This is a genomic window from Treponema sp. (genome assembly GCF_017430385.1).
Lineage (GTDB): Bacteria > Spirochaetota > Spirochaetia > Treponematales > Treponemataceae > Treponema_D.
Map to the genome: position 1 here is coordinate 81,302 of NZ_JAFRNB010000131.1, position 21,201 is coordinate 102,502.

At 42.8% G+C, this 21,201-nt stretch carries 18 protein-coding genes and 1 pseudogene; 16 read left to right on the forward strand and 3 right to left on the reverse strand.

Features of this window, described 5'->3' with window-relative positions; translation table 11 throughout:
• The 9 genes from IJJ71_RS09760 to IJJ71_RS09800 all read left to right on the forward strand — a co-directional run bounded on the left by IJJ71_RS09760 (position 1) and on the right by IJJ71_RS09800 (position 11,419).
• Positions 1-1,425, forward strand: a complete 1,425-nt coding sequence (locus IJJ71_RS09760) for a protein NO VEIN domain-containing protein (RefSeq protein WP_296846645.1) — start codon at positions 1-3, stop codon at positions 1,423-1,425.
• Positions 1,418-2,452, forward strand: a complete 1,035-nt coding sequence (locus IJJ71_RS09765) for a DNA cytosine methyltransferase (protein ID WP_296846648.1) — start codon at positions 1,418-1,420, stop codon at positions 2,450-2,452. Before IJJ71_RS09760 ends, IJJ71_RS09765 begins: the two co-directional genes overlap by 8 nt.
• A gap of 177 nt (positions 2,453-2,629) precedes the next feature.
• Positions 2,630-4,600 (forward strand): DNA topoisomerase IV subunit A, encoded by a 1,971-nt coding sequence (locus IJJ71_RS09770; protein WP_296846650.1) that lies wholly within the window; start codon positions 2,630-2,632, stop codon positions 4,598-4,600.
• Between the two features lie 116 nt (positions 4,601-4,716).
• The gene (locus tag IJJ71_RS09775) at positions 4,717-5,097 is read left to right on the forward strand and encodes a hypothetical protein (protein ID WP_296846652.1); all 381 of its coding nucleotides are present in this window, start codon (positions 4,717-4,719) and stop codon (positions 5,095-5,097) included.
• Between the two features lie 127 nt (positions 5,098-5,224).
• Entirely contained in the window at positions 5,225-6,124 is a 900-nt protein-coding gene (locus tag IJJ71_RS09780; RefSeq protein WP_296846655.1) for a hypothetical protein, read from the forward strand.
• Entirely contained in the window at positions 6,121-8,598 is a 2,478-nt protein-coding gene (locus IJJ71_RS09785) for an SH3 domain-containing protein (RefSeq protein ID WP_296846656.1), read from the forward strand. The genes IJJ71_RS09780 and IJJ71_RS09785 overlap by 4 nt, the downstream gene beginning before the upstream one ends.
• A gap of 14 nt (positions 8,599-8,612) precedes the next feature.
• Complete coding sequence (locus IJJ71_RS09790) at positions 8,613-9,200, forward strand: YigZ family protein (protein WP_296846657.1); 588 nt, start codon at positions 8,613-8,615, stop codon at positions 9,198-9,200.
• A 140-nt stretch (positions 9,201-9,340) separates the two neighbouring features.
• The gene (locus IJJ71_RS09795; protein ID WP_296846658.1) at positions 9,341-9,907 is read left to right on the forward strand and encodes a hypothetical protein; all 567 of its coding nucleotides are present in this window, start codon (positions 9,341-9,343) and stop codon (positions 9,905-9,907) included.
• Positions 9,908-9,979: 72 nt separating this feature from the next.
• The gene (locus tag IJJ71_RS09800; protein WP_296846660.1) at positions 9,980-11,419 is read left to right on the forward strand and encodes an ASKHA domain-containing protein; all 1,440 of its coding nucleotides are present in this window, start codon (positions 9,980-9,982) and stop codon (positions 11,417-11,419) included.
• Positions 11,420-11,659: 240 nt separating this feature from the next.
• On the opposite strand, the pseudogene IJJ71_RS09805 reads toward IJJ71_RS09800, so the two are convergent.
• A pseudogene (locus tag IJJ71_RS09805) lies at positions 11,660-13,333 on the reverse strand (AMP-binding protein).
• Positions 13,334-13,473: 140 nt separating this feature from the next.
• Entirely contained in the window at positions 13,474-14,643 is a 1,170-nt protein-coding gene (locus IJJ71_RS09810; RefSeq protein WP_296846661.1) for a type III PLP-dependent enzyme, read from the reverse strand.
• Between the two features lie 201 nt (positions 14,644-14,844).
• On the opposite strand from IJJ71_RS09810, the gene IJJ71_RS09815 reads away from it, so the two are divergent.
• The 7 genes from IJJ71_RS09815 (at position 14,845) to panD (ending at position 20,885) form a co-directional block, all read left to right on the forward strand.
• The gene (locus IJJ71_RS09815) at positions 14,845-16,161 is read left to right on the forward strand and encodes a hypothetical protein (RefSeq protein WP_296846662.1); all 1,317 of its coding nucleotides are present in this window, start codon (positions 14,845-14,847) and stop codon (positions 16,159-16,161) included.
• Positions 16,162-16,322: 161 nt separating this feature from the next.
• On the forward strand, positions 16,323-17,120 hold the full coding sequence (gene panB, locus IJJ71_RS09820) for a 3-methyl-2-oxobutanoate hydroxymethyltransferase (protein ID WP_296846663.1): 798 nt from the start codon (positions 16,323-16,325) through the stop codon (positions 17,118-17,120).
• A 91-nt stretch (positions 17,121-17,211) separates the two neighbouring features.
• The gene (panC, locus tag IJJ71_RS09825) at positions 17,212-17,967 is read left to right on the forward strand and encodes a pantoate--beta-alanine ligase (protein ID WP_296846665.1); all 756 of its coding nucleotides are present in this window, start codon (positions 17,212-17,214) and stop codon (positions 17,965-17,967) included.
• Between the two features lie 195 nt (positions 17,968-18,162).
• Positions 18,163-18,711, forward strand: coding sequence for a flavoprotein (locus IJJ71_RS09830; protein WP_296846667.1), 549 nt, complete (start codon positions 18,163-18,165; stop codon positions 18,709-18,711).
• A gap of 132 nt (positions 18,712-18,843) precedes the next feature.
• Positions 18,844-19,518 (forward strand): phosphopantothenoylcysteine decarboxylase domain-containing protein, encoded by a 675-nt coding sequence (locus IJJ71_RS09835; protein WP_296846669.1) that lies wholly within the window; start codon positions 18,844-18,846, stop codon positions 19,516-19,518.
• Positions 19,519-19,614: 96 nt separating this feature from the next.
• Positions 19,615-20,385, forward strand: a complete 771-nt coding sequence (locus IJJ71_RS09840) for a type III pantothenate kinase (protein ID WP_296846671.1) — start codon at positions 19,615-19,617, stop codon at positions 20,383-20,385.
• A 146-nt stretch (positions 20,386-20,531) separates the two neighbouring features.
• The gene (gene panD, locus IJJ71_RS09845; RefSeq protein ID WP_296846673.1) at positions 20,532-20,885 is read left to right on the forward strand and encodes an aspartate 1-decarboxylase; all 354 of its coding nucleotides are present in this window, start codon (positions 20,532-20,534) and stop codon (positions 20,883-20,885) included.
• A gap of 40 nt (positions 20,886-20,925) precedes the next feature.
• Here the strand turns inward: panD and IJJ71_RS09850 are convergent.
• Positions 20,926-21,201, reverse strand: a 276-nt coding sequence (locus IJJ71_RS09850) for a hypothetical protein (protein WP_296846675.1), incomplete at its 5' end; no start/stop codon positions are given.

The following is a 21,201-nucleotide window of genomic DNA, read 5'->3' on the forward strand; positions in this document are numbered from 1 at the left end:
ATGTACGATATAAATAAACAATATCGCTGTGATATTATTCGTGGTAAGTCACAGTCACAATTGGAAGATTTGTTGCCAGCCTATGCAAAAGTAATAAATGATATTTGTCCTCTCCCTAAAAAGGAATTTGATAAAAAATTCAATGAGAATTTGATATCGTACCTACCCACGACGGCAAGAGATGAAAAAACTCTGAAAAATCATAGAACCGAAATTGCAGGACAACTTTTTGGAATGTATGTTCATGGAGCAGATGATATTATTTATTGCTCAGATCGGACTAAAAAATTTCTAGCTGATGGTGATATCCCTGCATTTTTCAAAGATATTTGTTATAAAATGCAATTTCCAAATGTCATGCAAAAACAGAAAACTGTTGAACAACGACTTTTTGATGGAATTTCCATACGCCAATACTGTTATTTAATTAGTGTTCTTGAAGAAGCTGAAAAACGAAATATATATTTAACCAAAAAAGAAGTTGGCGTTTATGTTTTAAATTCTCTTGATGCATTAAAAAGAAACGCTACGCCAACAGAAATCGTAGATTTACTTGAAAAAGACAGGCAAACAAAAAAATTCCGTGATATACAAAATGAAAAAGAATCTTCTTGGAACTGGCAGCATATCAATGAACAAATTAATTATCTGGAACTTGCAAACCTGGTATATATTGATGGAAAAAAAACACTTTATCTAAACCATAAAGAAAATGAAACTTTGTCTTTGTTTTCAAAAGAATGGAATTCGAGCCCATTGTTTTTAATTACAAAAGAAGATGTTTCAAATTCGGAAAATTTTAAAAAACTTCAACTTCGATGGTACTCTTATTATGGGAGTTTAAGCAATGTGGAAAAAGCTTTTACTACAAAAATAGAAGCCTTGTCTGTAGAAACAAATTCAGAGGGTGGCTACAGAGCTTATGGAAACACCGTTGAATTAGGAGACGAGGGAGAAAAATTTGTATTTAATTACGAGAAAACTCGTGTTGGCAAATATAATCCTAGATTAGTAAATAAAGTCATACTCTTTGGAAAACAAAAAGGCTTAGGCTACGATATTCAATCAGTTATGGCCGTAAAAAAAATCGGAAATAACGAATATCCTGAAATGGGTAAATATATTGAAGTAAAAGCGACTCGCCGCGTAACAGCACCCAAAATCGATGATTCAGAATGGTATGATTCTGTAAATATTACAAGAAATGAATGGGTTGCCGCAAAAGAAAAACAAGACTCCTATTTTATTTACCGAGTGTTTTTTACAAGAACAGGTGTCTTTATTTATACAATGCAAAATCCCTGTCAAAAAAATGAAGACGATAAACTTTCCGTCATTCCATTAACATACAGGATTGAAATTTCAAAAAAATCCGTGGATGATGTTATTGATATAAAAATCGAAAACGGAGGCGAAAATGCTTAAAGTTGCTTCTCTTTTCTGTGGCTGCGGTGGAAGTGACCTTGGAATTTTAGGAGGTTTTTCCTATCTTGGCAAAGAATACAAGAAACTAAATTTTGACATTGTGTATTCAATTGATTTTGATCCAAAAGCTGTTGAAACATACAATGCGAATTTTTCCCATAAAGCAGTTTGCGGCGATGTTTGTGATGCAGACTTCACAAAGATTGAAGATGATATTGATGTTTTAGTTGGTGGCTTTCCATGCCAATCATTCTCAACAGTAAATCCAACAAAAGATACAGACGATGCTCGTGCAAATCTATATAAACAAATAGTTCGGTTTTTGAACGAAAAACATCCACAATATTTTATTTGTGAAAATGTAAAAGGATTGATGACTTTAAAAAAGGGAACAATTATAGACAAAATAAAATTGGAATTTGAAAAATGCGGCTATAAAGTTGATTTTAAACTTGTTAAAGCTGTCGAATTCGGGATTCCTCAAAAGAGAGAGCGCGTAATAATAGTTGGAATTCGAAATGACATCCACAAAACTTTTATATATCCGGCTCCAGTTGTAACAGAAAAGAATTATACACCTCTTTCAAAAGTTATTGATAAACTTGCTATAGACAATAAGAAATATTATTTCTCAGATAAAGCCGTTCAAGGCATGAAAAATGCAAAAAATAATATGAAAAGAGGTCTTTGGCAGGATTTAAATTTTCCATGCCTTACAATCACATCACACTTAGCTAAAACAAGTATAAATTCTAGAGACCCTGTTCTTTTAGTAGACCCCGTCAAAGAAATTTATCGAAGATTCACTCCAAGAGAAGCTGCACGAATTCAATCATTTCCTGATAATTTTCTATTTCCAGTTTCAGAGCATTTCGCTTATAAGCAAATAGGGAATGCTGTACCGCCTGTTTTGATGTGGTATGTCATGTATTCTTTACAAACTCTAATTGAAAGTAACATTCAAGAAAAATTATCTTCTGATAACTTTCTTTTTGACTTTTATACACAAGAAAGAAAAATGGCATAAATACATAGTTTCATCATCGCTAAATCTTCATAAATACTCTGGAATACGCTTTATTCGCAGGGGGCGTTGCGGGGGGATTTCCCCGCAGAAGGGGTAGGCGAAAATGAGGAGCGAAAGCGACGAATTGTAGCCGAGGGGAAGACATTCCCCTTTATAAATTAAAATATAGGAAAGAAAATGGCATTTGTAAAAAATTTATTCGACAAGAACTTTATTGAATACGCTTCTTATGTTATCCGTGACAGGGCTATTCCTGATTTGGAGGACGGACTTAAACCGGTTCAGAGGCGTATCATTCACACACTTTTTGAGATGGACGACGGACGGTTCCAGAAGGTCGCCAATGTCGTGGGTCAGACCATGCGCTATCATCCTCACGGTGACGCTTCGATTTACGGAGCTGTAGTAACCCTGGCCAACAAGGGGCTTTTTGCGCAGCGGGACCCAAAATTCAAGTGGATCAGTATTTTCATCGAGAAGCAGGGAAACTTCGGAAACCTGATTACAGGAGCCACCGCGGCAGCCGGCAGGTACATTGAATGCCGAATCAATCCGCTGGCAAAAGAATTTTTCGTCACGAATCCTAAAATCACCCACTATATCCCGAACTATGACGGCCGGAGCACGGAGCCGGAAGTTTACCGCACGAAGATTCCAGTTGCGCTGATTATGGGTGCTGAGGGAATTGCGGTCGGTATGAGCACTAAGATTCTTCCCTACAACATTAAGGAAGTTCTTGAAGCTGAAATCAAATGCTTGCGGGGTGAAAAGTTCCAGATTTACCCGGACGCACCGACTGGCGGTTTAATTGATGTCTCGAATTACAACGATGGAAACGGCAAAATCATCTCGCGCGCAAAGTTCGACACTTCAGACGAAAAGAAAATCATCATCACCGAGCTTCCGCTTGATACTGACTCAAAATCACTTCTGGAGTCAATCGACGCGGCCTACAAGGCGGGCAAAATCAAAATCAGCTCTGTCGAGGACTATTCTACCGACTACTGCGAAATCGAAATCAAGCTGCCGAGGGGCGTTTACTCAAAGGATGTAATCGACTCGCTCTACGCCTACACCGACTGCGAAAAATCAATCGCATGTCAGATGCTCGTAATCAAGGACAACATGCCGGTCGCGATGACGGCAACCGAAATCATTAAGTATTACGCTGGCAAACTCACAGGAATCATCAAGGACGAGCTTGAATTCGAGCGGGATCAGCTCACCGACAAGCTACACCTGCGCACACTCGAACGAATCTTCATCGAGGAACGGATTTACAAAAAAATCGAGGAGATGAAGACTCAGGAAGCTGTTATCAAGGCTGTTGTTGACGGATTCGTGCCCTTCAAGGACGAGCTTATCCGAGAAATCACAAAAGAAGATGTCGAGCACTTGCTCCAGATTCCAATCCGCCGAATCTCTCTTTACGACATCAACAAAAACCGCGCCGAAGTAAAGGAAATCAACGCCAAGTTAAAGGAAATCGCCCGCAAACTTAAGCACCTCACCGACTGCGCGATTGAATATCTCGACGGAATAATCTCAAAATTCCCGGCCAAAGAGCTTGAGCGGCACACACAAATCGCAAATTTCAACGCCGTGGATGTCAAAAAAGTGGCAAAGGCAGACCAGAGCCTGCGCTACGACGAAAAAGGTTACCTGGGAATCAATGTCTCTGGCGGAAACGAGCTTATGAAAGTCTCTCCGTACGACCGAATCATCTGCGTCCGCCGCAACGGCATGTACGCAATCACCGATGTTCCTGACAAACTTTTCATCGACAAAGGAATGTGGTTCTGCGACATCGCCGACAAGGAAAAGCTCCCAAAAGTGCTTTTCACGGTTATTTTCCGCGACCCGGCCACGGGCTACGCTTCAATCAAACGGTGCCGAATCCCAAGCTGGATTATGAACCGTGACTACTTCCTCGCTCCGGACGGAATGGAAGTGCTTCATATCGACACGCGTGAAAAATTCACATTCACGCTCAATTATGTCAAAAAGCCACGGGTCAAAGTTACCGAAGAGAAGTTCAAGGCTCAGGATTTTGAAGAAAAGGGCTTAAAGACGCTAGGCGTCCGATTGAGCACCCATGAGGTCGAATCAATCAAGGTTGACGGTGTTCAGCTGGAGCTTGGACTGTAAAAATTATTGGACAATTGGCGGATTCGGCCTTATAATGTATTTGAAGCTTGGTTACTACAGAATCTTTTGGGGATATGGGAGTTCCCGAGGATTCTAATTACCAGAAGGAGGGCTTTATGAAAAAAATCATAAAACTTTTTGCTTCTACATTTGCGGTTTTCGTCGCATCAACCATATTTGCATCTGCTGAAACGGTTAAAAGCCTTGACTTCACGGCTGTAACAAGAACCGAAAAAGTCGTCATCGACATAAACAGCAAAAAGCAAACCATGGATTACCTGACACCAAGCAAAGACTACAAATATGTCTTTCTTGACTACGACTATATAGCCGATCCTGATGCGGAAAAAACTGTCTTAAAAGGGACTTTGCTTGACACGAGGCTCAATACGGCAAGCGAGGTCATCATCTACTCAAACGGCAAATTCGCCGATATGAGAATCGGAAAGCGACAAGTCACTTTCACTTATGTTGAGCAATTTGATGTAACAGAATAAATAAAGTAATACACAAGCCGTTCCGTTCTGGAGCGGCTTTTTTCGTGCAATTTTTTCATGCAAATCCATTTTTCTTCCTGCTCAAAGAATCTGTTATTTTTCTCACAAATATGCTACTCTTAGTCCTATGAATCTAAAACAACTGATGGTCAAATTAAACCAAGTATCTTCTTTATATCTCGGAAAAATCATGTACGCGCTCTTTCTCATGTCGATTATGGAGACGCTCGCTTCTTTTGCACTTCTTTCACCTGTAATGAGGCTTCTGTCTAACGGAGCAAATCCTCTTGTGGTCAAGGCTGAGACTTTTCTGCTCGCTTTTTTTGCAATCTGCGTATGGCTCAGCTTTCAGTTTGGCTTCGCGATAATGCTTTTAAAGATGACCCGCCGGGAATACACAAATCTTGGCTTTCTTTTTATTGGATTCCGCCGGCTCAATCCAGCAGGCAAAGTAATAGGAGCTTTTGGCGGCTTGATTGCCATTCTTTCGCTTGTCGCACGCTTTGTCACGAAATTTATCTTCTATAAAATCAATCCGGATTTTTCTTTTGATAAAATCGACCTTTCAGCCCTTCAAAACGCAGACCAGATTGCAGGTCAGCCGGAGCTTCTTTCGAGCGTGGCCGTGGACATGCTCACTTTGGTTGGGATTTTTCTGGGAGTGCTTTTCGTTCTCGGACTTTTCGTTCTGATTCGATTTGTTTTCGTTTTCCAGCTTCATTTTGACAATCCTTCGATGTCCCTTCTTCAGCTTTTCAAAAAAAGTAACCTCATGATGCGCAAAAATGTGTTCCGACTGATTCTTTTTGCGCTCCGTGCGGGCGGAAAGCAGCTTTTCATCGCGGTTTTTCTTGCAGTTATTGTCAATTTTATTCCGGAAAGCAAAACTTCCGGGCTTTCAGTTCTCGTTTTCATCATCGACATGATTTATTTCATTAACATGTACACGGCGATGGTTCGGATTTACCTAACCGTGCCTGTGATGTACGAAGAGATTTTGCATCCAAAGCTAGAGATTGAAGCATGAAAAAATTTTTAACAATTTTATTTTCAGCGGCGGTAATTTTATCGCTTGCCTCATGCTCGAAAAAGCCGGCAAAAACAATAACTTACACCAAAGAAAAAACTCCAATTGGCGAAAAGGCAGCTCCTGACAGCGTGGGCGACATTCTTTTTTCGGACGGAACGGCGACAGCATGGGAAGACGGGAAGACTCTTAACCCAAGGCAAAAACACCATGCGATTGCCGTGATTTTTTATGTCGGAACGGAATGTTCTGATGACGGCAGGGAACGCGTTTTGGGAATTGGCTTAGTTCATGAAGGAAAAACTCACCATTCATGGGCAGATGAAGATTCAAAAATATATGATAAAAATATAGAACCAATTCAATGTGAAGTAAGCGGTGAAAAAGGCCGTTATTCTTTTGAAGGAAATTTGGACGGAACTGAAAATTTCAAAGAAATCAAAGACTTCCTGAAATTCATTGATGAAGACGACACCGAAGAAGAATTTTCATATCAGGCCTTCAAGTTCGCACAAAATTATGGTGAGGACAGAGAAAGCCATCTCATAGGCACGCCATACAAAGACGGCTGGTATCTTCCTTCAATCGCCGAGTTGTATAAGCTTTGGGAAGAGCATGAAACAGTTTTTGCAGCACTTTCTGCATGTAATGGCGATTCGAAATATAATAAGATGAATTTTAAAAGACCATATTATTGTTCTTCGTCTCTATTTCCTTTCAACAATGAGTCCAACCGTGCCTACGAAATTGATTTTGAGGAAGGAAAAATTCAAGCTGCTTCTGATTTTGCTTATGCTTGTGCAATCCGTGATTTCAGGACAGCCCCAGGCAAAGAGTACGAAGTCAGGCAATATGAAAATCCGGCATTTGCTCCGTTCTATCAGTTCCGAAAGTTGCGAAAAGGAATGTATGTCGATTCAAAAGCAGGCCTTACAGTCAGAAAACAGCAAGGGCTTGATTCAGAAAGACGGTGCGACTTAAACCACGGCGACTATGTTCTTCTCGAAGAGCTTGGTGAAGAGGTAACAATCGACGGAATCACTTCCGCATGGGTAAAAATTCTTTTGCCTCGCAAAAAATGGGCTGACGCGTTTGAAAGAGAATACGGCTGGGTATTCGGCGGCTACCTCAAAAAAGATTCGCCACTTTCTTACAATGAAATTCTTTCTTATATAAAAGATAATAAATACTATGAGGCTGACTTTTTCCCTAAAAACGACAATGACGGGAACACCTATATTTCAGACTACACAGGCTGGCGATGGGAATCCAGCTATAATACCTTCGATTTGGTTCTTGAAAACTATTGCTGCGAGAACTATAAACGAACGGATGCTGTGACTATCCAGGACTGTCTTTTTTATCGAGAGGCGGTGGCGGCGGATCCGGTCGGAGCCTTAACAATCATTCCGGCCGGAACAAAAGTAAAGGTTTCTTGCGTAATCGGTTATGGTGGCAATATGAGCACACTTTATCCGCTTTATTATTGCGATGCTTTCTATGAAGAAGATAATATTACCTGCACCTGCGAAGGTATAATCCGCGGTCTGGACATCACGAGCAGGAGAAATATCAGCAAGGTAAGTGACGGCAACGGCGGAAGCATGTCAGTTGTTTATCAGCAGGCATTGAGTGCTTGCAACTCAGGAATAAGCAATGCCCCGCACGCAGGAAAAGACGGCTGGGTTTCTCCTTCAAGAAAAGAAATTGATGAAACTCTTAATTCTTATATAATTTATGATGAGGCAGAGTTACAAGGCGGCTACAGGATGCTCGCTGCGAATTACATCGACAATAACGGGAAAAGCTACAAACTGGAAATTGAGACCGACGGAAGACTTTCTCTTGCATATCCGCTCAACATGGAACACCCGATTCCATTTTTGGAAGACAATCAGTTCCACGGCGGAATGGGCGGCGGAAACATCTCGAAAATAATCTACACTATTGAGGTAAAAGATAATGCCGCTCGGCTTGGAAAAATTTTGGAATATGTTTATTGTGACACGGACGGTGGACCTTCTGGAACAGGCTATCATTATTACGGCAAGGACGGTCTTTACCACTATATTTACCAAGTCAATGAGTATGGAGACGCTGAACGGAATGAATGGAGCTTCAACAGACAGGATAAAAACAACCTCTATAGATTTAACTATAAATTCACTGATGATAACGATGAATGGACAAGACATTGCGAGCCACAAGGAAAAAGCCATATCCTAAAAGAAGGCGACTATGCGACTACAATCTGCAGGCTCAAAATTCGTACTTCACAAAGCGCAGACTCAAGCTCATTCTATACATTCAATCCAGGAACGCTCGTAAAGGTTGTTGAAGAAGGAAAAAATGACACAATTGACGGGCTAAAATCCAACTGGGTTCTCGTCCAGGAAGTCAATGATGACTCTTTGAAAGAAGGCGAGTCGAACACAAATGCTGACGGCTGGGTATTCGCCGCTTATCTTGAGTAACGGAAGCAAATTTTATGAAAATTCCAAAAGGCTATTTTTCAGCAGAAGAAACAATCAAAGGCTCCAGATTTCTCTCGGAACTTTTTCCGATTTCGTCTCAGGCCGAGGTGCGCGAAAAAATTAAGGCGCAGAAACAAAAATATGCTGATGCAACTCATGTCTGCCATGCTTTTATCTGCGGAAAGAATGCCGAAATCATGGGGATGAGCGACGATGGGGAACCGGGTGGAACAGCAGGCCGACCCATGCTTGATGTTCTCAAAGGAAGCGGGGCTACGAATCTGCTCGTTACGATTACCAGATGGTTCGGCGGAACTTTGCTAGGAACAGGCGGGCTTGTTCATGCTTATGGCGACGGTGTTAAGAATGTGCTTGCGGTCTCAGAGTTTGAGGAACTGGTCGAAAAATCAGGATTCTCGCTCGTGTGTGATTATCAGCAGTATCAGATCGTAAAAAAGATTTTTGAAAATTTCACGCTCTACGGAACGAACGAAGATTTCGGAGAAAATATCACGATAAAAGGCGAAATTGCGGAATCTGATTTTGAAAACTTCAAAAAAAGGATTTTCGACGGAACAAACGGGAAGGTAACTGCGCGGTAGGGATGCATCGTAACTCCGTTACTTGGCGGGGCGGCGACAGCCGTTCGCGTAGCGAATGACAACCCCGAAAAGCCCGACGGCACTTGTGCCGGACCGCCCAATTTCTAAATTCCAATTGTTTTTTTGCCGATAATAGTTTTATGAAAAAGATTTTTTTGATTTCTGCGTTTTTTTTTGCTTTTTTTACACTTCCCTCTTTTGCGACGGCCGGTTTTGAGGTTGGAATCGGTTCGGGCTATGTTTTTTACAGGGATTCGGACACAAAGGACAGAAACAATGAAATCGGGGACAAGAATCAGTCAATTATCGCGACGGATGCGGCTTTTCTTCTTCCGATGAATGAGAATCTTATGTTTGCGTTCGGCGGTGACAGTGTTTTTGACTTGCGTTGGAACGGCTCGAATCATGTTTATCTTATTGATTACGCTTTTCTTGCAGGATTCCGCGTTTATCCGAATTTGGGCGGACTTTTTGCTTCGGTAGACTATGCTTTGGGCAGGCGAACGGACTTTTTCTCTTATGAAGGCGAAAAAGACCATGAAAGCACGAACTGGGGAAACGGATTCAAATTCTCTCTCGGCTATGATTTTTCATATCACCTGAGTTCCTTCGCTCCGGTACTTGTGGCAAGCATCAAAAGTATGCCGCGCGGAAGCTCAAGGGACAATCTTTTCACGGTCGTCTTAAGGCTCACAAAACACAAATAAGTCTTCTATTATATAAGATTTATTCAGAAATTTATTATTGAAAATTCGACTCTTTGGGTGTATTCTTTTTATATGCAAATTGTCACAGAGGGAACTATGCCAACGATTCCAGAGCAGCAAGAATCTAATACTTCGCCAGCAGAGCTTGGAATTGCCGTAGATATTGGAACAACAACCGTTGCGGTGAGCGTCTGGTCGCTTTTACACCGCAAGCATCTTGTGACAGTCGCTGAAAAAAACAATCAGGTTCGCTACGGTTACGACATTATCCGCCGCATTGCATTTGCCGTCCGTCCGCCGCTTACAGGCTCCTCAACAATTATCGAAACAGGCTCATCTGCCCTTCACTACTGCATCATCCGGCAGCTCGAAAAAATGTTCTCAAAGGCTATTTTTGAGGCTGGCACAAAACTTCCGCGTGGCTTTCAACCGCAAGTCAAGTCAATCGTAATCACAGGTAACACAACCATGCTCAGTTTTCTGACTGCGGCATCTGTGAACAATATGGCGGCTGCTCCTTTTACGCCGGCAAGTCTTTTTGACATTGAAACGACATGGGGGCAAATCCGCGAAGGCAATGTCGTTCAAAACAGTCCTGAGCTGGACAAACCAACGCCCGAACTTATCCAGATTTTTGAATCAAGCGTAATTCCATCATCAACTGAAGTCTATCTTCCGCCTTGTGTCGGTGCATTTATCGGCGCGGACACAGTTTGCTCAATGGTCGCGGCCGGTTTCCCGGTTCCAGGTGGCAAAAATTTGCCGCAAACGCTCCGTCCATGGGAATCAAAAATCACGGCACCGCTTCTTCTTGCGGACATCGGCACAAACAGCGAGCTTTGTCTTTATGTTCCGGAACAGGACGACAAGCCGTGCAAAATCTTATGCACTTCGGCGGCTTCGGGACCAGCATTCGAGGGCGCAAACATCAGCTGCGGAATGCCGTCAATTGAGGGCGCAATCGACAAAGTGACTTATATGCACGAAAAGCTCAACTATCACACAATCGGCGAGAAAAATCCGCGTGGCTTGTGCGGCACAGGCTTAATCAGCGCGGCGGCAGTCATGCTCAAAAACAAATATATCGATAAAAATGGGAAAATTACGCGTGAAAAATCAAAACTCGGCGACGGAACTTATTGCATTGAGCTGACTCCGGCAGTTTATCTGTCTCAGCAGGATATCCGCAACTTACAGCTGGCAAAATCTGCGGTCAAAACAGGCTTGGAATTTTTACTTGAACATGTCGAAGAAACGCCGGTATTCTGCATTGCGGGTGGGTTCGGCTCAAAAATCAACTTAAGTGAAGCAACGACTATCGGACTTTTGCCGCCACAGCTTGAAAAGCGAACGATTCAGCTTGGGAACGCGGCTCTTTCAGGAGCAAGTGCCCTGCTCTTCTCAAATATTCTCCGAGACAAAGCAAGAGCACTGGCAAAAAAAGCAATTCAAATCAATCTGGCAGGCATCCCAGAATTCCAGGAAAGATTTTTGAAAGGAATAGACTTTTAAGAACAAAAAATACATCCATGTATTTTTTGTTCTAACGAGAAAATTCTGTTCACCTTACGGCAAACAGAATTTTCTCTCCTTGCTTTATCCTTGCATCCATGCAAGGCATTTATTATCAAGGAATAGACTTTTAAAATTTAACCACAGATTAAAAATTTCATATGTGAAAATCTTTCGTAAAATACGATGAGTTATCTTGTATGAAATATATAATCTGTGTTCATCTGTGACATCTGTGGTTTATTTTTCATCTTTTTTTTGGTCGTTTTCGCGGATTTCTACTCGGCGGATTTTGCCGGAGATTGTTTTTGGCAATGCGCTTACGAACTCGATGATGCGCGGATGCTTGTAGCTTGCGGTTTTTTCTTTCATCCAGTCGAGGATTGAGATTCTAAGCTGCTCGCTTGCTTCGTAGAGTTTTGTGAGTACGATTGTAGCCTTGATTGCCTGGCCTCGGCGCGGGTCTGGAACTCCTGTTACGGCACATTCGAGAACAGCCGGGTGCTGCTGCAAGATGCTTTCGATTTCGAATGGTGATACTCGGTAGCCGGAACTTTTGATTACATCGTCGTTGCGGCCGATGAACCAGATGTAGCCGTCTTCATCGTAATACGCTGTGTCGCCTGTGAGGTATTTGTTGTTCTCAAAGACTGACTTTGTTTTTTCTTCGTCGTGATAGTAGCCTGTGAAAAGACCGAAAGGACGGCCGTTTTCAAGATTTACAACGATAACGCCAGGTTCTTTTGGATCGCATTTTGTTCCGTCAGGGCGAACGATTGTAATGTCGTAGCCTGGAGCCGGTTTTCCCATTGAGCCCGGTTTTGGTTCCATGCCAGGGAAGTTGCCTGCCATAACGGTTGCCTCAGTCTGACCGTAAGCCTCAAACATTTTAAGTCCTGTAGCGTCGTAGACTTTTTTGTAAACCTCAGGATTAAGGGCTTCACCTGCCGTAACAAGATATTTAAGTGATGAAAGATCGTATTTGTTGATGTCAGCACGAACAAGATAATTGTAGACAGTCGGCGGCGCACAGAAAGTTGTGACTTTGTACTGCTAGATTTTCTTGAGCATAATTCCCGGCTTAAACTGAACCATGTCATAAGCAAAGACTGCCGAACCGCAAATCCACTGACCATAAAGTTTGCCCCAGACTGATTTTGCCCAGCCAGTCTCAGCAACCGTGAGATGAAGGCCGTCATCGATTACATTCTGCCAGTATTTTGCTGTGACGATGTGACCGAGAGGATAAGCAAAATTGTGCTGAACCATCTTTGGATAGCCGGAAGTGCCCGAAGTGAAGTAAAGGAGCATGACATCATCATTGTGAGTTGCAAGCTCGCCCTGTGGACGCGGGAATTCCGTTCCGAAAGAAGAAATTTCTTTTGAATATGAAATCCAGCCTTCACGATCACTCTGGACTGTCACCAAAGATTTTACACTTGGAGAAGCCGGAAGAGCCTTTTCGATTTCTTCCTGAATTGTGTCGTCGTAAGATACAATCATTTTGATTTGGGCTGCGTTTGTGCGGTACTCCAAATCTTTCTGCAAAAGCTGGTTTGTGGCAGGAACAGCAATAGCTCCGATTCGATGCAAGGCCGTGATAAAGAACCAGAATTCGTAGCGGCGACGCAAGATGAGCATGACCGCATCGCCTTTTTTGATTCCTTTTGATACGAGATAGTTTGCTGTTCGGCGAGACTCGCGAGCGATGTCGGCGAATGTAAAGATTCTCTCTTCACCAGAATCATCGCACCAAACCAAAGCACGCTTGTTCGGCTCCAGTTCCTCGTATCGGTCAATTATGTCGTAAGAAAAATTGAAATTTTGTGGGACTTTGATTTTGAAATTCTTTTTTAAGTCCTCGTAATTTGTGTAAACCTTTCCACCTTCTACATAGTCAGAATAAAAATTCATTTTTCAAAAACCTCATAAAAACGCAAAAAGCGTTGTGTCTCAGAATCTTAGACACTATTTATTGAAGAAAGTTGCAATAATTTTATCATATTTTTCCGAAAAAAGCAAAAAAAATGCCCGCTAAAAGCAGGCACTTAAACTTACATAAAGTAAGTCTTTATCGGTGGGAAGCCGTTGAATTCTACGCTGGCGTAGGTGCTGGTGTATGCGCCTGTCGTGAGCCAGTAGAGCTTGTCGCCGGCTTTGAGCGAGAGCGGGAGCTTGTACTTGAAGTCTTCGTACATAATGTCCGCACTGTCACAGGTCGGGCCTGCAAGGATTACCTCGCCTTCTTTAACTCCAGGACCGTCTTTTGATGAGATGACCGGATATTTCATAGCCTCGTCCAAAGTTTCGATAAGGCCGTTGAATTTTCCTGAGTCCTGATAAACCCAGCGCTGCAATGCAGTGTTGTTCTTGCGGCTTACAAGGATTACTTCGCTGGTGAGAATTCCGCAGTCACCGACCAGAGAACGGCCAGGCTCAAGGATAATCATAGGGATTTCATCGCCGAAGTCATCGTGCAAATAGCGGGTGATTTCCGAAGCGTAAGTTTCAAGCTCATTCGTTGGCTGAATATAGTGAGCAGGGAAACCTCCGCCCATATTAATCATTGAAAGACGGATGCCCTCTTCTTCTTCGAGGGATGAGAACAAATAAGAAGCTTTTGCAATCGCATCGTTCCATGCACCAATATCGCGCTGCTGGCTGCCGACATGGAATGAAACACCGTAAGGAGTAAGCCCCAGCTCACGGGCCATAACGAGCAAATCGTAAGCCATGTCCGGATGACAACCGAATTTGCGGCTCAAAGGCCAGTCAGCACTCTGGGTGTTTTCCATTAACATGCGGACATAAATGCGGCTTCCAGGAGCGTTCTCGGCGATTGCCTTGAGGTCGTCCTTTGAGTCAGTTGCGAACATACGGACGCCATTATCATAAAAATACTTGATGTCTCTTGCTTTTTTGATTGTGTTTCCGTAAGAAAGTCTGTCGCCTGTAACGCCAAGAGCCATGATTTTATCCAGCTCATATCGTGAAGCGATGTCGAAATTTGAACCAAGCTCTGCAAGCATTTTGAGCACTGGCTCCCCCGGATTCGATTTGACAGCATAATAAATGTGCGCATAAGGGAAAGAATCGCGGAGTTTGATGAAATTGTACTTAATCTGTTTGAGATTAATCACAACATTGGGAGTCTCCAAATCCTTTGAAAACTCTAAGAACCGATTCCATTCTGAATCAGAAATGTAGTCCTCACGATTAAACATGAAATACCACCTAAATCAATGTTTCACCAAAAAATACTAATGATGTAAAAGTGAATATAAAACAAATACGCAGTATGGTCTATATGTTTTGGAAAAGTTTTTCAAAAAACATGCAGGAAAATCATCAGTTTAAGCCAGCATTTCTTGTCCTAGAACTTTCGCGATAAAAATGCTAGGATTTTCACGGAGAAAAGAAATTAAATGAAAAAAGTTATCCTTACAGTCCTTTCAATCCTGGCTTTGAACACGCTTTCAATCGCCCTTCCCGCAAAAAAAATTTTCATCCGAAATGATTCAATAGACCCGAAATTACGCTCTTTCAAAAATGACATTTTCTGGAAAATCGTTCCATGGAAAGACAATTCTTCGCTCACGGTCGATGGCTGGGGAAGATACAGCGTTCTGAGCTTCAACGAAAAAGGATTTTTGCGCCAGAAAACTTTGTGCGAATATCCAAGGGAACGGCTAGACAAATTCCTTTACGCGGACTGTGACACAGGCTTTATCTACACAACTTCATCGCAGATGTTCCATGTCTACAATGCGGACACAAACATAAAGAATTCGATAATCCCGGTTCTTTCATGGAAAGGCTATGTGAGCGACCTCTTCCCGCTCGACAAAAACAGGCTTCTCGTCGAGTTCAACATGGACGAAAAGGCAGGATATTTCATCTATGAGCACAGCGAAAAAGAATTTAAACGCCCCGAAATCACGGACTGGCGAAATTTTAAGCTTTTTGAGCAATTCAGTGAAGACAAAAATAAATTTATTGCCAGCGAAAAAACTTCTGACGGGAAAAAACGCTATTTTGTTTATGACTGGGCAAAGCAAAAAGAAGAAAAACACAAATTCACAGATTTTCTGACCGCCCAAAATGTTTCTTCCGCAGATTTGAGCATGAAAAACAGAATTGGTTCTATTTTAATCAAGGAAGATTCTGGAAAGCATCAGGAATACATCGTTTTTTGGGATGAAAATTTCTCTGAAATCAAAAAAATCAATCTGAAAGATTATTTTAAAAATCCAGAAGACATCACAATTTCACTCAGAAAAATTTCAGGCGATGGCAAATATGGATTTCTGACAATCTCGCTTTATTCTTCGGAATACAGACAGCATATTTATTATCTTGCTTTCGTTGATTTTGAAAAACTGAAGGCTGGCAAGGAAGATTCCATTAAAGTTGTAGATTTGTTTGCCGGAGATACAGACCTATTTTTCATGACAGGGTTCGTTCCGAGCGAGAAGGCCGGGCAGGTTTTCATTTTTGCTGACGATAAAAACAAGGCGAACGCAATTTACATGAAGAATATTTTTGAAGGATGCGATATCGGTGCAGGCATTTCTGCTGAAGATGATGAGGATTTTGAGGATATTGAACAGACCGGGAAGCCAAAAGCACAAGAAGATGATGAATATGCCTTTTTATACGAACTTTTGAACCAATATGCTGAAGATGATGAAGATTACGATGAAGATGAAGATTTCGAAGATTACGAAGACGAAGATCTGTAGGAAATAAGTTTTTTTTCTTGTACAAAAACATTTCTTTCTATATATTAGTGTGCATGGCAGTTATTCTCGTTGAGAAAATTGACCTTTAACATCAATGTGCCGTTTTTTACGCACAAGCATTACACAATTTCTATCTTAGACTTGACCTAAAGGCAGGTACTATGACTAAACTCTCACCAGCGGATTTCCCAAAGCGGAAGGCCGAAAAATCAGTTATTTCTATGGTGACATGCTACGATTACACAATGGCATGTCTTGTAAACGAATCAAACGTTGACTGCGTTCTCGTGGGCGACAGCCTTGCAAACGTCATGCACGGCGAAGAAACCACAATTCCCGCCACAGTCGATTTAATGGCACTTCACACGAGGGCCGTTCACCGCGGGCTTCCAAACAAATTTTTGGTTTCGGACATGCCTTTTTTGAGCACAAGGCTCGGTCTTGAGAGGGGCACAGAGGCTGCGGGCAAGCTGATTGCGGCCGGGGCTGATTCCGTAAAAATCGAAGGTGCAGACGGAAACCTTGAGCTGATTTCGCATCTCGTTGAATCTGGAATTCCTGTCATGGGGCATCTGGGGCTTACTCCACAATTTTACCACGCGATGGGCGGTTACAAAGTTCAGGGACGCACCGAAGAAGCAAAGGCAAAGCTCATTAAGGATGCAATCGCACTCGAAAAAGCAGGTTGTTTTGCAATCGTAGCGGAATGTATTCCTTCTGAAGTCGCAACAGCGATGGCAAAGGCTGTTTCTGTTCCAATTATTGGAATTGGCGGCGGTGCCGAAGTTGACGGACAGGTTCTCGTTCTTCACGACATGCTGGGATTCTCAAAATTCAAGCCAAAATTCGTGCGCCACTTCATCGAAGGAGCAGAACTTGTCAAAAAAGCATTGAACGAATACGACGAAGGCTGTAAGAATAAAACATTCCCGAATGCGGAAGAACAATTTACAAAATAAAAACCACAGATTACACAGATGTCACAGATTATAATAAAAAAATCTGAGTAATCTGTGTAATCTGTGGTTAATAATTTTGGGAGAACAAATTATGAAAATTATAAAAACACCAGAAGAATTTAAAGAATTGAGAAAAACTCTTGCTTCAAAAACAATCGGATTTGTGCCGACAATGGGTGGTCTTCATAACGGACATCTTTCTTTGATTAAACGCGCGATTTCTGAGAACGAAGTGAGCGTTGTGAGCGTTTATCTCAACCCGACTCAGTTCAACGACAAAAAAGACCTGGAGACTTATCCTGCAAACTTTGATGATGACTGTGCCATGCTTGAAAAAGCCGGAGTTGATTATCTTTTTGCACCGACTTACCCGGTAATGTACCCGGATGACTACAAATACATGCTCACAGAAAAAGATTTCAGCCACGAGCTGTGCGGAGCAAAACGACCTGGGCATTTTGACGGCGTTCTCACAGTCGTAATGAAGCTTTTGAACATTGTGCAGCCAACAAAGGCATATTTTGGCGAAAAAGACTATCAGCAGTACAAGCTTTTGGACGGCATGGTAAAGGCATTCTTCATGGACGTTGAGCTTGTTCCATGCCCGATCGTGCGTGAAGCCAACGGCCTTGCAATTTCAAGCCGAAACCGCAAGCTGAGCAAAGAAGGGCTCGCCCTTGCCCCGCGCTTCCACGAAATTCTGGCAAGCGGCAAAAGCGAATCTGAAATCACAAAAGCTTTGGAAGAAGCCGGCTTCAAAGTAGACTACGTAACGGCCAAAGACAACAGACTCTATGCCGCAGTCTTCCTCGAAGAAGTCCGATTGATTGATAATGTAGAAAGGTGATTGATTTTAATAATCACAGCTAATGCAAAAAACGGCGCGAAGGAGCGAAACGGCTTACGAAAACACTCTGTTTGTGCTGCCGCGTAAGCGGCAAACGTATATAGTTACAAGCACAAACAGCGTGTAGCAGGCTAGCCTGCGTTTTCGATAAGCCGTTTCCACGACTGGGAGCCGTTTTTTGAAGGAGACGATTTTATGAAAGACAAGCACATTTTACTTCATGTGACAGGCTCAATCTCATGCTACAAAGCCTGCGAGCTTACGAGCCTTCTGGTAAAGCAAGGGGCTGAAGTTCAGGTGACAATGAGCTGCGGAGCCTTGAAGTTTTTGCAGCCAGCAGTTTTTGAGGGCTTGAGCCGCCGCGAAGCTCTCACGCCTGACATGTTCGCGCGAAAGCCGGACTGCATTCCGCACATCACGCTCGCACAAAGCTGGGCAGATTTGATTATCATTTACCCGGCAAGCGCGAACTGCATCGCACGCCTTGCATCTGGCCTGAGTGACGATCTTTTTGGCGCAACCTTCCTTGCGAACAATTTTGAAAAGCCAGTTCTTCTTGCTCCTGCAATGAACTCAAACATGTTCGCACATCCAGCCACACAGGAAAATCTCAAAAAGCTGGAATCATGGGGAACGAAAATTCTTCCGACCGAAGAAGGAAGGCTGGCCTGCGGATCTGTGGGATTGGGAAAACTGATTTCACCAGAGCGAACGCTTGATTTTATAAGGGAGAATTTAAAATAGTCACACTGATTCAAGTTTCCTACGGAAACTCAATATATAAAGTTCTTAATTTCTTAGTCTGAAATTGCGTAGCAATTTCGAATCTAAGCAAGCGCGTCAACGAGTGCGCTTGGTGTGGCAATAAAAAAACTTATGAAAATACTAATTACAGGCGGCGGATGCCGTGAGTACATTGATAGTGTTCGCGTGGTGACTAATTCTTCGACGGGGCGGACAAGTGCCGTTCTTGCCGATGAATTGGCCCGCAAAGGGAATGAAGTCACTTTGATTACGGCAGAAAACGCGATAAAACCACAAGATTCTTCTATTAAAATGATTTTTTTTCAGACTGGTGAAGATCTTGCGAAAGCAATAAAAGCCGAGCTTACTCCTTCTTGCTACGATGCTGTGATTCATGCGGCAGCGGTGAGCGACTTTGTGCCGGACACTATTACGATTGGCGGTCAAACCGTAAAGGCGGGCAAAAACGCTCCCAAGCTTCACTCAGGAAGTGAAATGACTGTGACTTTCAAAGCATCCCCAAAAATCGCGGACAATCTGCACGAATGGGCAAAGCTCGGTGGCAACGCAAACGCAAAGGTCGTGTGCTTTAAGCTGACCAACAATGCGGACGAAAGCGAAAAAACTCGTGCGGTCACAAAATTGTTCGGTCACAGCGGAGCTGATTTTGTTGTGTACAATGATTTGTCTGAAATTACCAAAGAGGAACATCCCTTCAAGATTTTAAAATCCGATGGCGAATGTGTGGCAACTGGCAAAACAAATTCTGAAATGTCAGATATGATTTTGGGGGCGTTACGGGGGTAGCCCCCGTAGATGGGGGTGTGCCACAACGAAGTGTGGCACAGGGGAAAGGCTTTCCCCCTTAAAACACATAATCTGTGGTTGATTTTAGGAGATTTTATGATTTTAACACTTGATGTCGGGAACACTCAGCTTTCTGGAGGCGTTTACAGGAACGGAAAAATCGTGCTCACTTTCCGATGCGCCACCACAAAAGGCACTTCTTCGGACGAACTTGGCATTTTTTTGCGTTCAGTGCTTCGCGAAAACGGAATTGACTCCAAACTGATTTCGGACATTGCGCTCTGTTCTGTCGTTCCATCTTTGAACTACGCTCTCACAAGTGCCTGCGTGAAATATTTTGGAATTGAGCCGCTCATGATTCGTTCCGGGATCAAAACCGGCCTCAAACTGCGCTACTCGAATCCTCGTGAAATCGGTGCGGACAGAATTGCGGCTGCAATCGGAGCAAGTTCGTTAAAACTCGAAAATCATATCATCGTGGTGGACATGGGAACGGCAACGACGGTCGATGTTATCACAAAAGAAAATGAATACTTTGGCGGCGCGATTTTGCCGGGAATCAACATGATGATGCACGCTCTTTCTTCGGGTACGGCCCAGCTTCCAAGCGTTGAGATTGTCGAGCCAGAACGAGCCTGCGGAAATTCCACAGTAACGGCGATTCAGTCGGGTCTTTATTACGGCACTCTCGGCTCAATCCGCGAGCTTATTTCGCGCTTCACAAAAGAAGTGTTCCACGGAGAAAAACCAATCGTGATTGCAACGGGCGGTTTTGCAAACCTGTTCAAAGAATCCGGGCTTTTCGACCGTGTTGAAAGCCAGCTAGTTCTGGACGGTCTGAGAATCGCACTGGAACTGAATAAATAATAAGAAACCACAGATTACACCGATGGCACAGATTAAAAAATTTTGATACACGAAAATTTCTCGTTTTAACCCGAAAGATTTTCTTATAATAAAATTCTAATCTGTGTAATCTGTGACATCTGTGGTTAATTTTCATAGGAGATTGTATGAATATCGAGGTTTTGAAATCTAAACTGCATCGGGCTACTGTTACTCAGACAATTTTGGATTATGAAGGCTCTATTTCTATTGACACGGAGCTTGTCAAAAAGGCCGGGATGCATATTTGGGAAAAGGTCGAGATTTTTAACATCAATAATGGTGCTCGCCTTGCAACTTATATAATTCCTGGCAAAAAGGGTGAATTCTGCCTTAATGGTGCTGCGGCTCGTCTTGCCCAGCCGGGGGATAAAATCATCGTCGTGACCTACACTCAGATTGATGAAAAAGACGCCGACAGCTGGAAGCCGAAGATTGTCCTTTTGAACGATGATAATTCCGTGAAGGAAATTAAGGGCTAGGATCCGCTTTTAGCGAGCAATCCCGGCCCTGAAAATCAGGCTAAAACTTAAAGTCAACTTTCTTTACGTTTTCGCCGTAAATTGTTTTGAAATCGTCGCGCATGGAAATGACCACATAGCCAGATTGTTTCCATTGCTCGCCGAGTTTCAAAGCTTTTTCGCGGTTTGCATGGTCATCTTCGTCATCATCGGCAATCAGCATGAAAGCACATGACTTATATTTTGGATTTGAAAGACAGTAATTGTGCATTGCAGCATCCCCGCCACTGTTTCCAAAAGAAAGTACCGGAACTTTTCCTATTTCCTGTGCAATCTG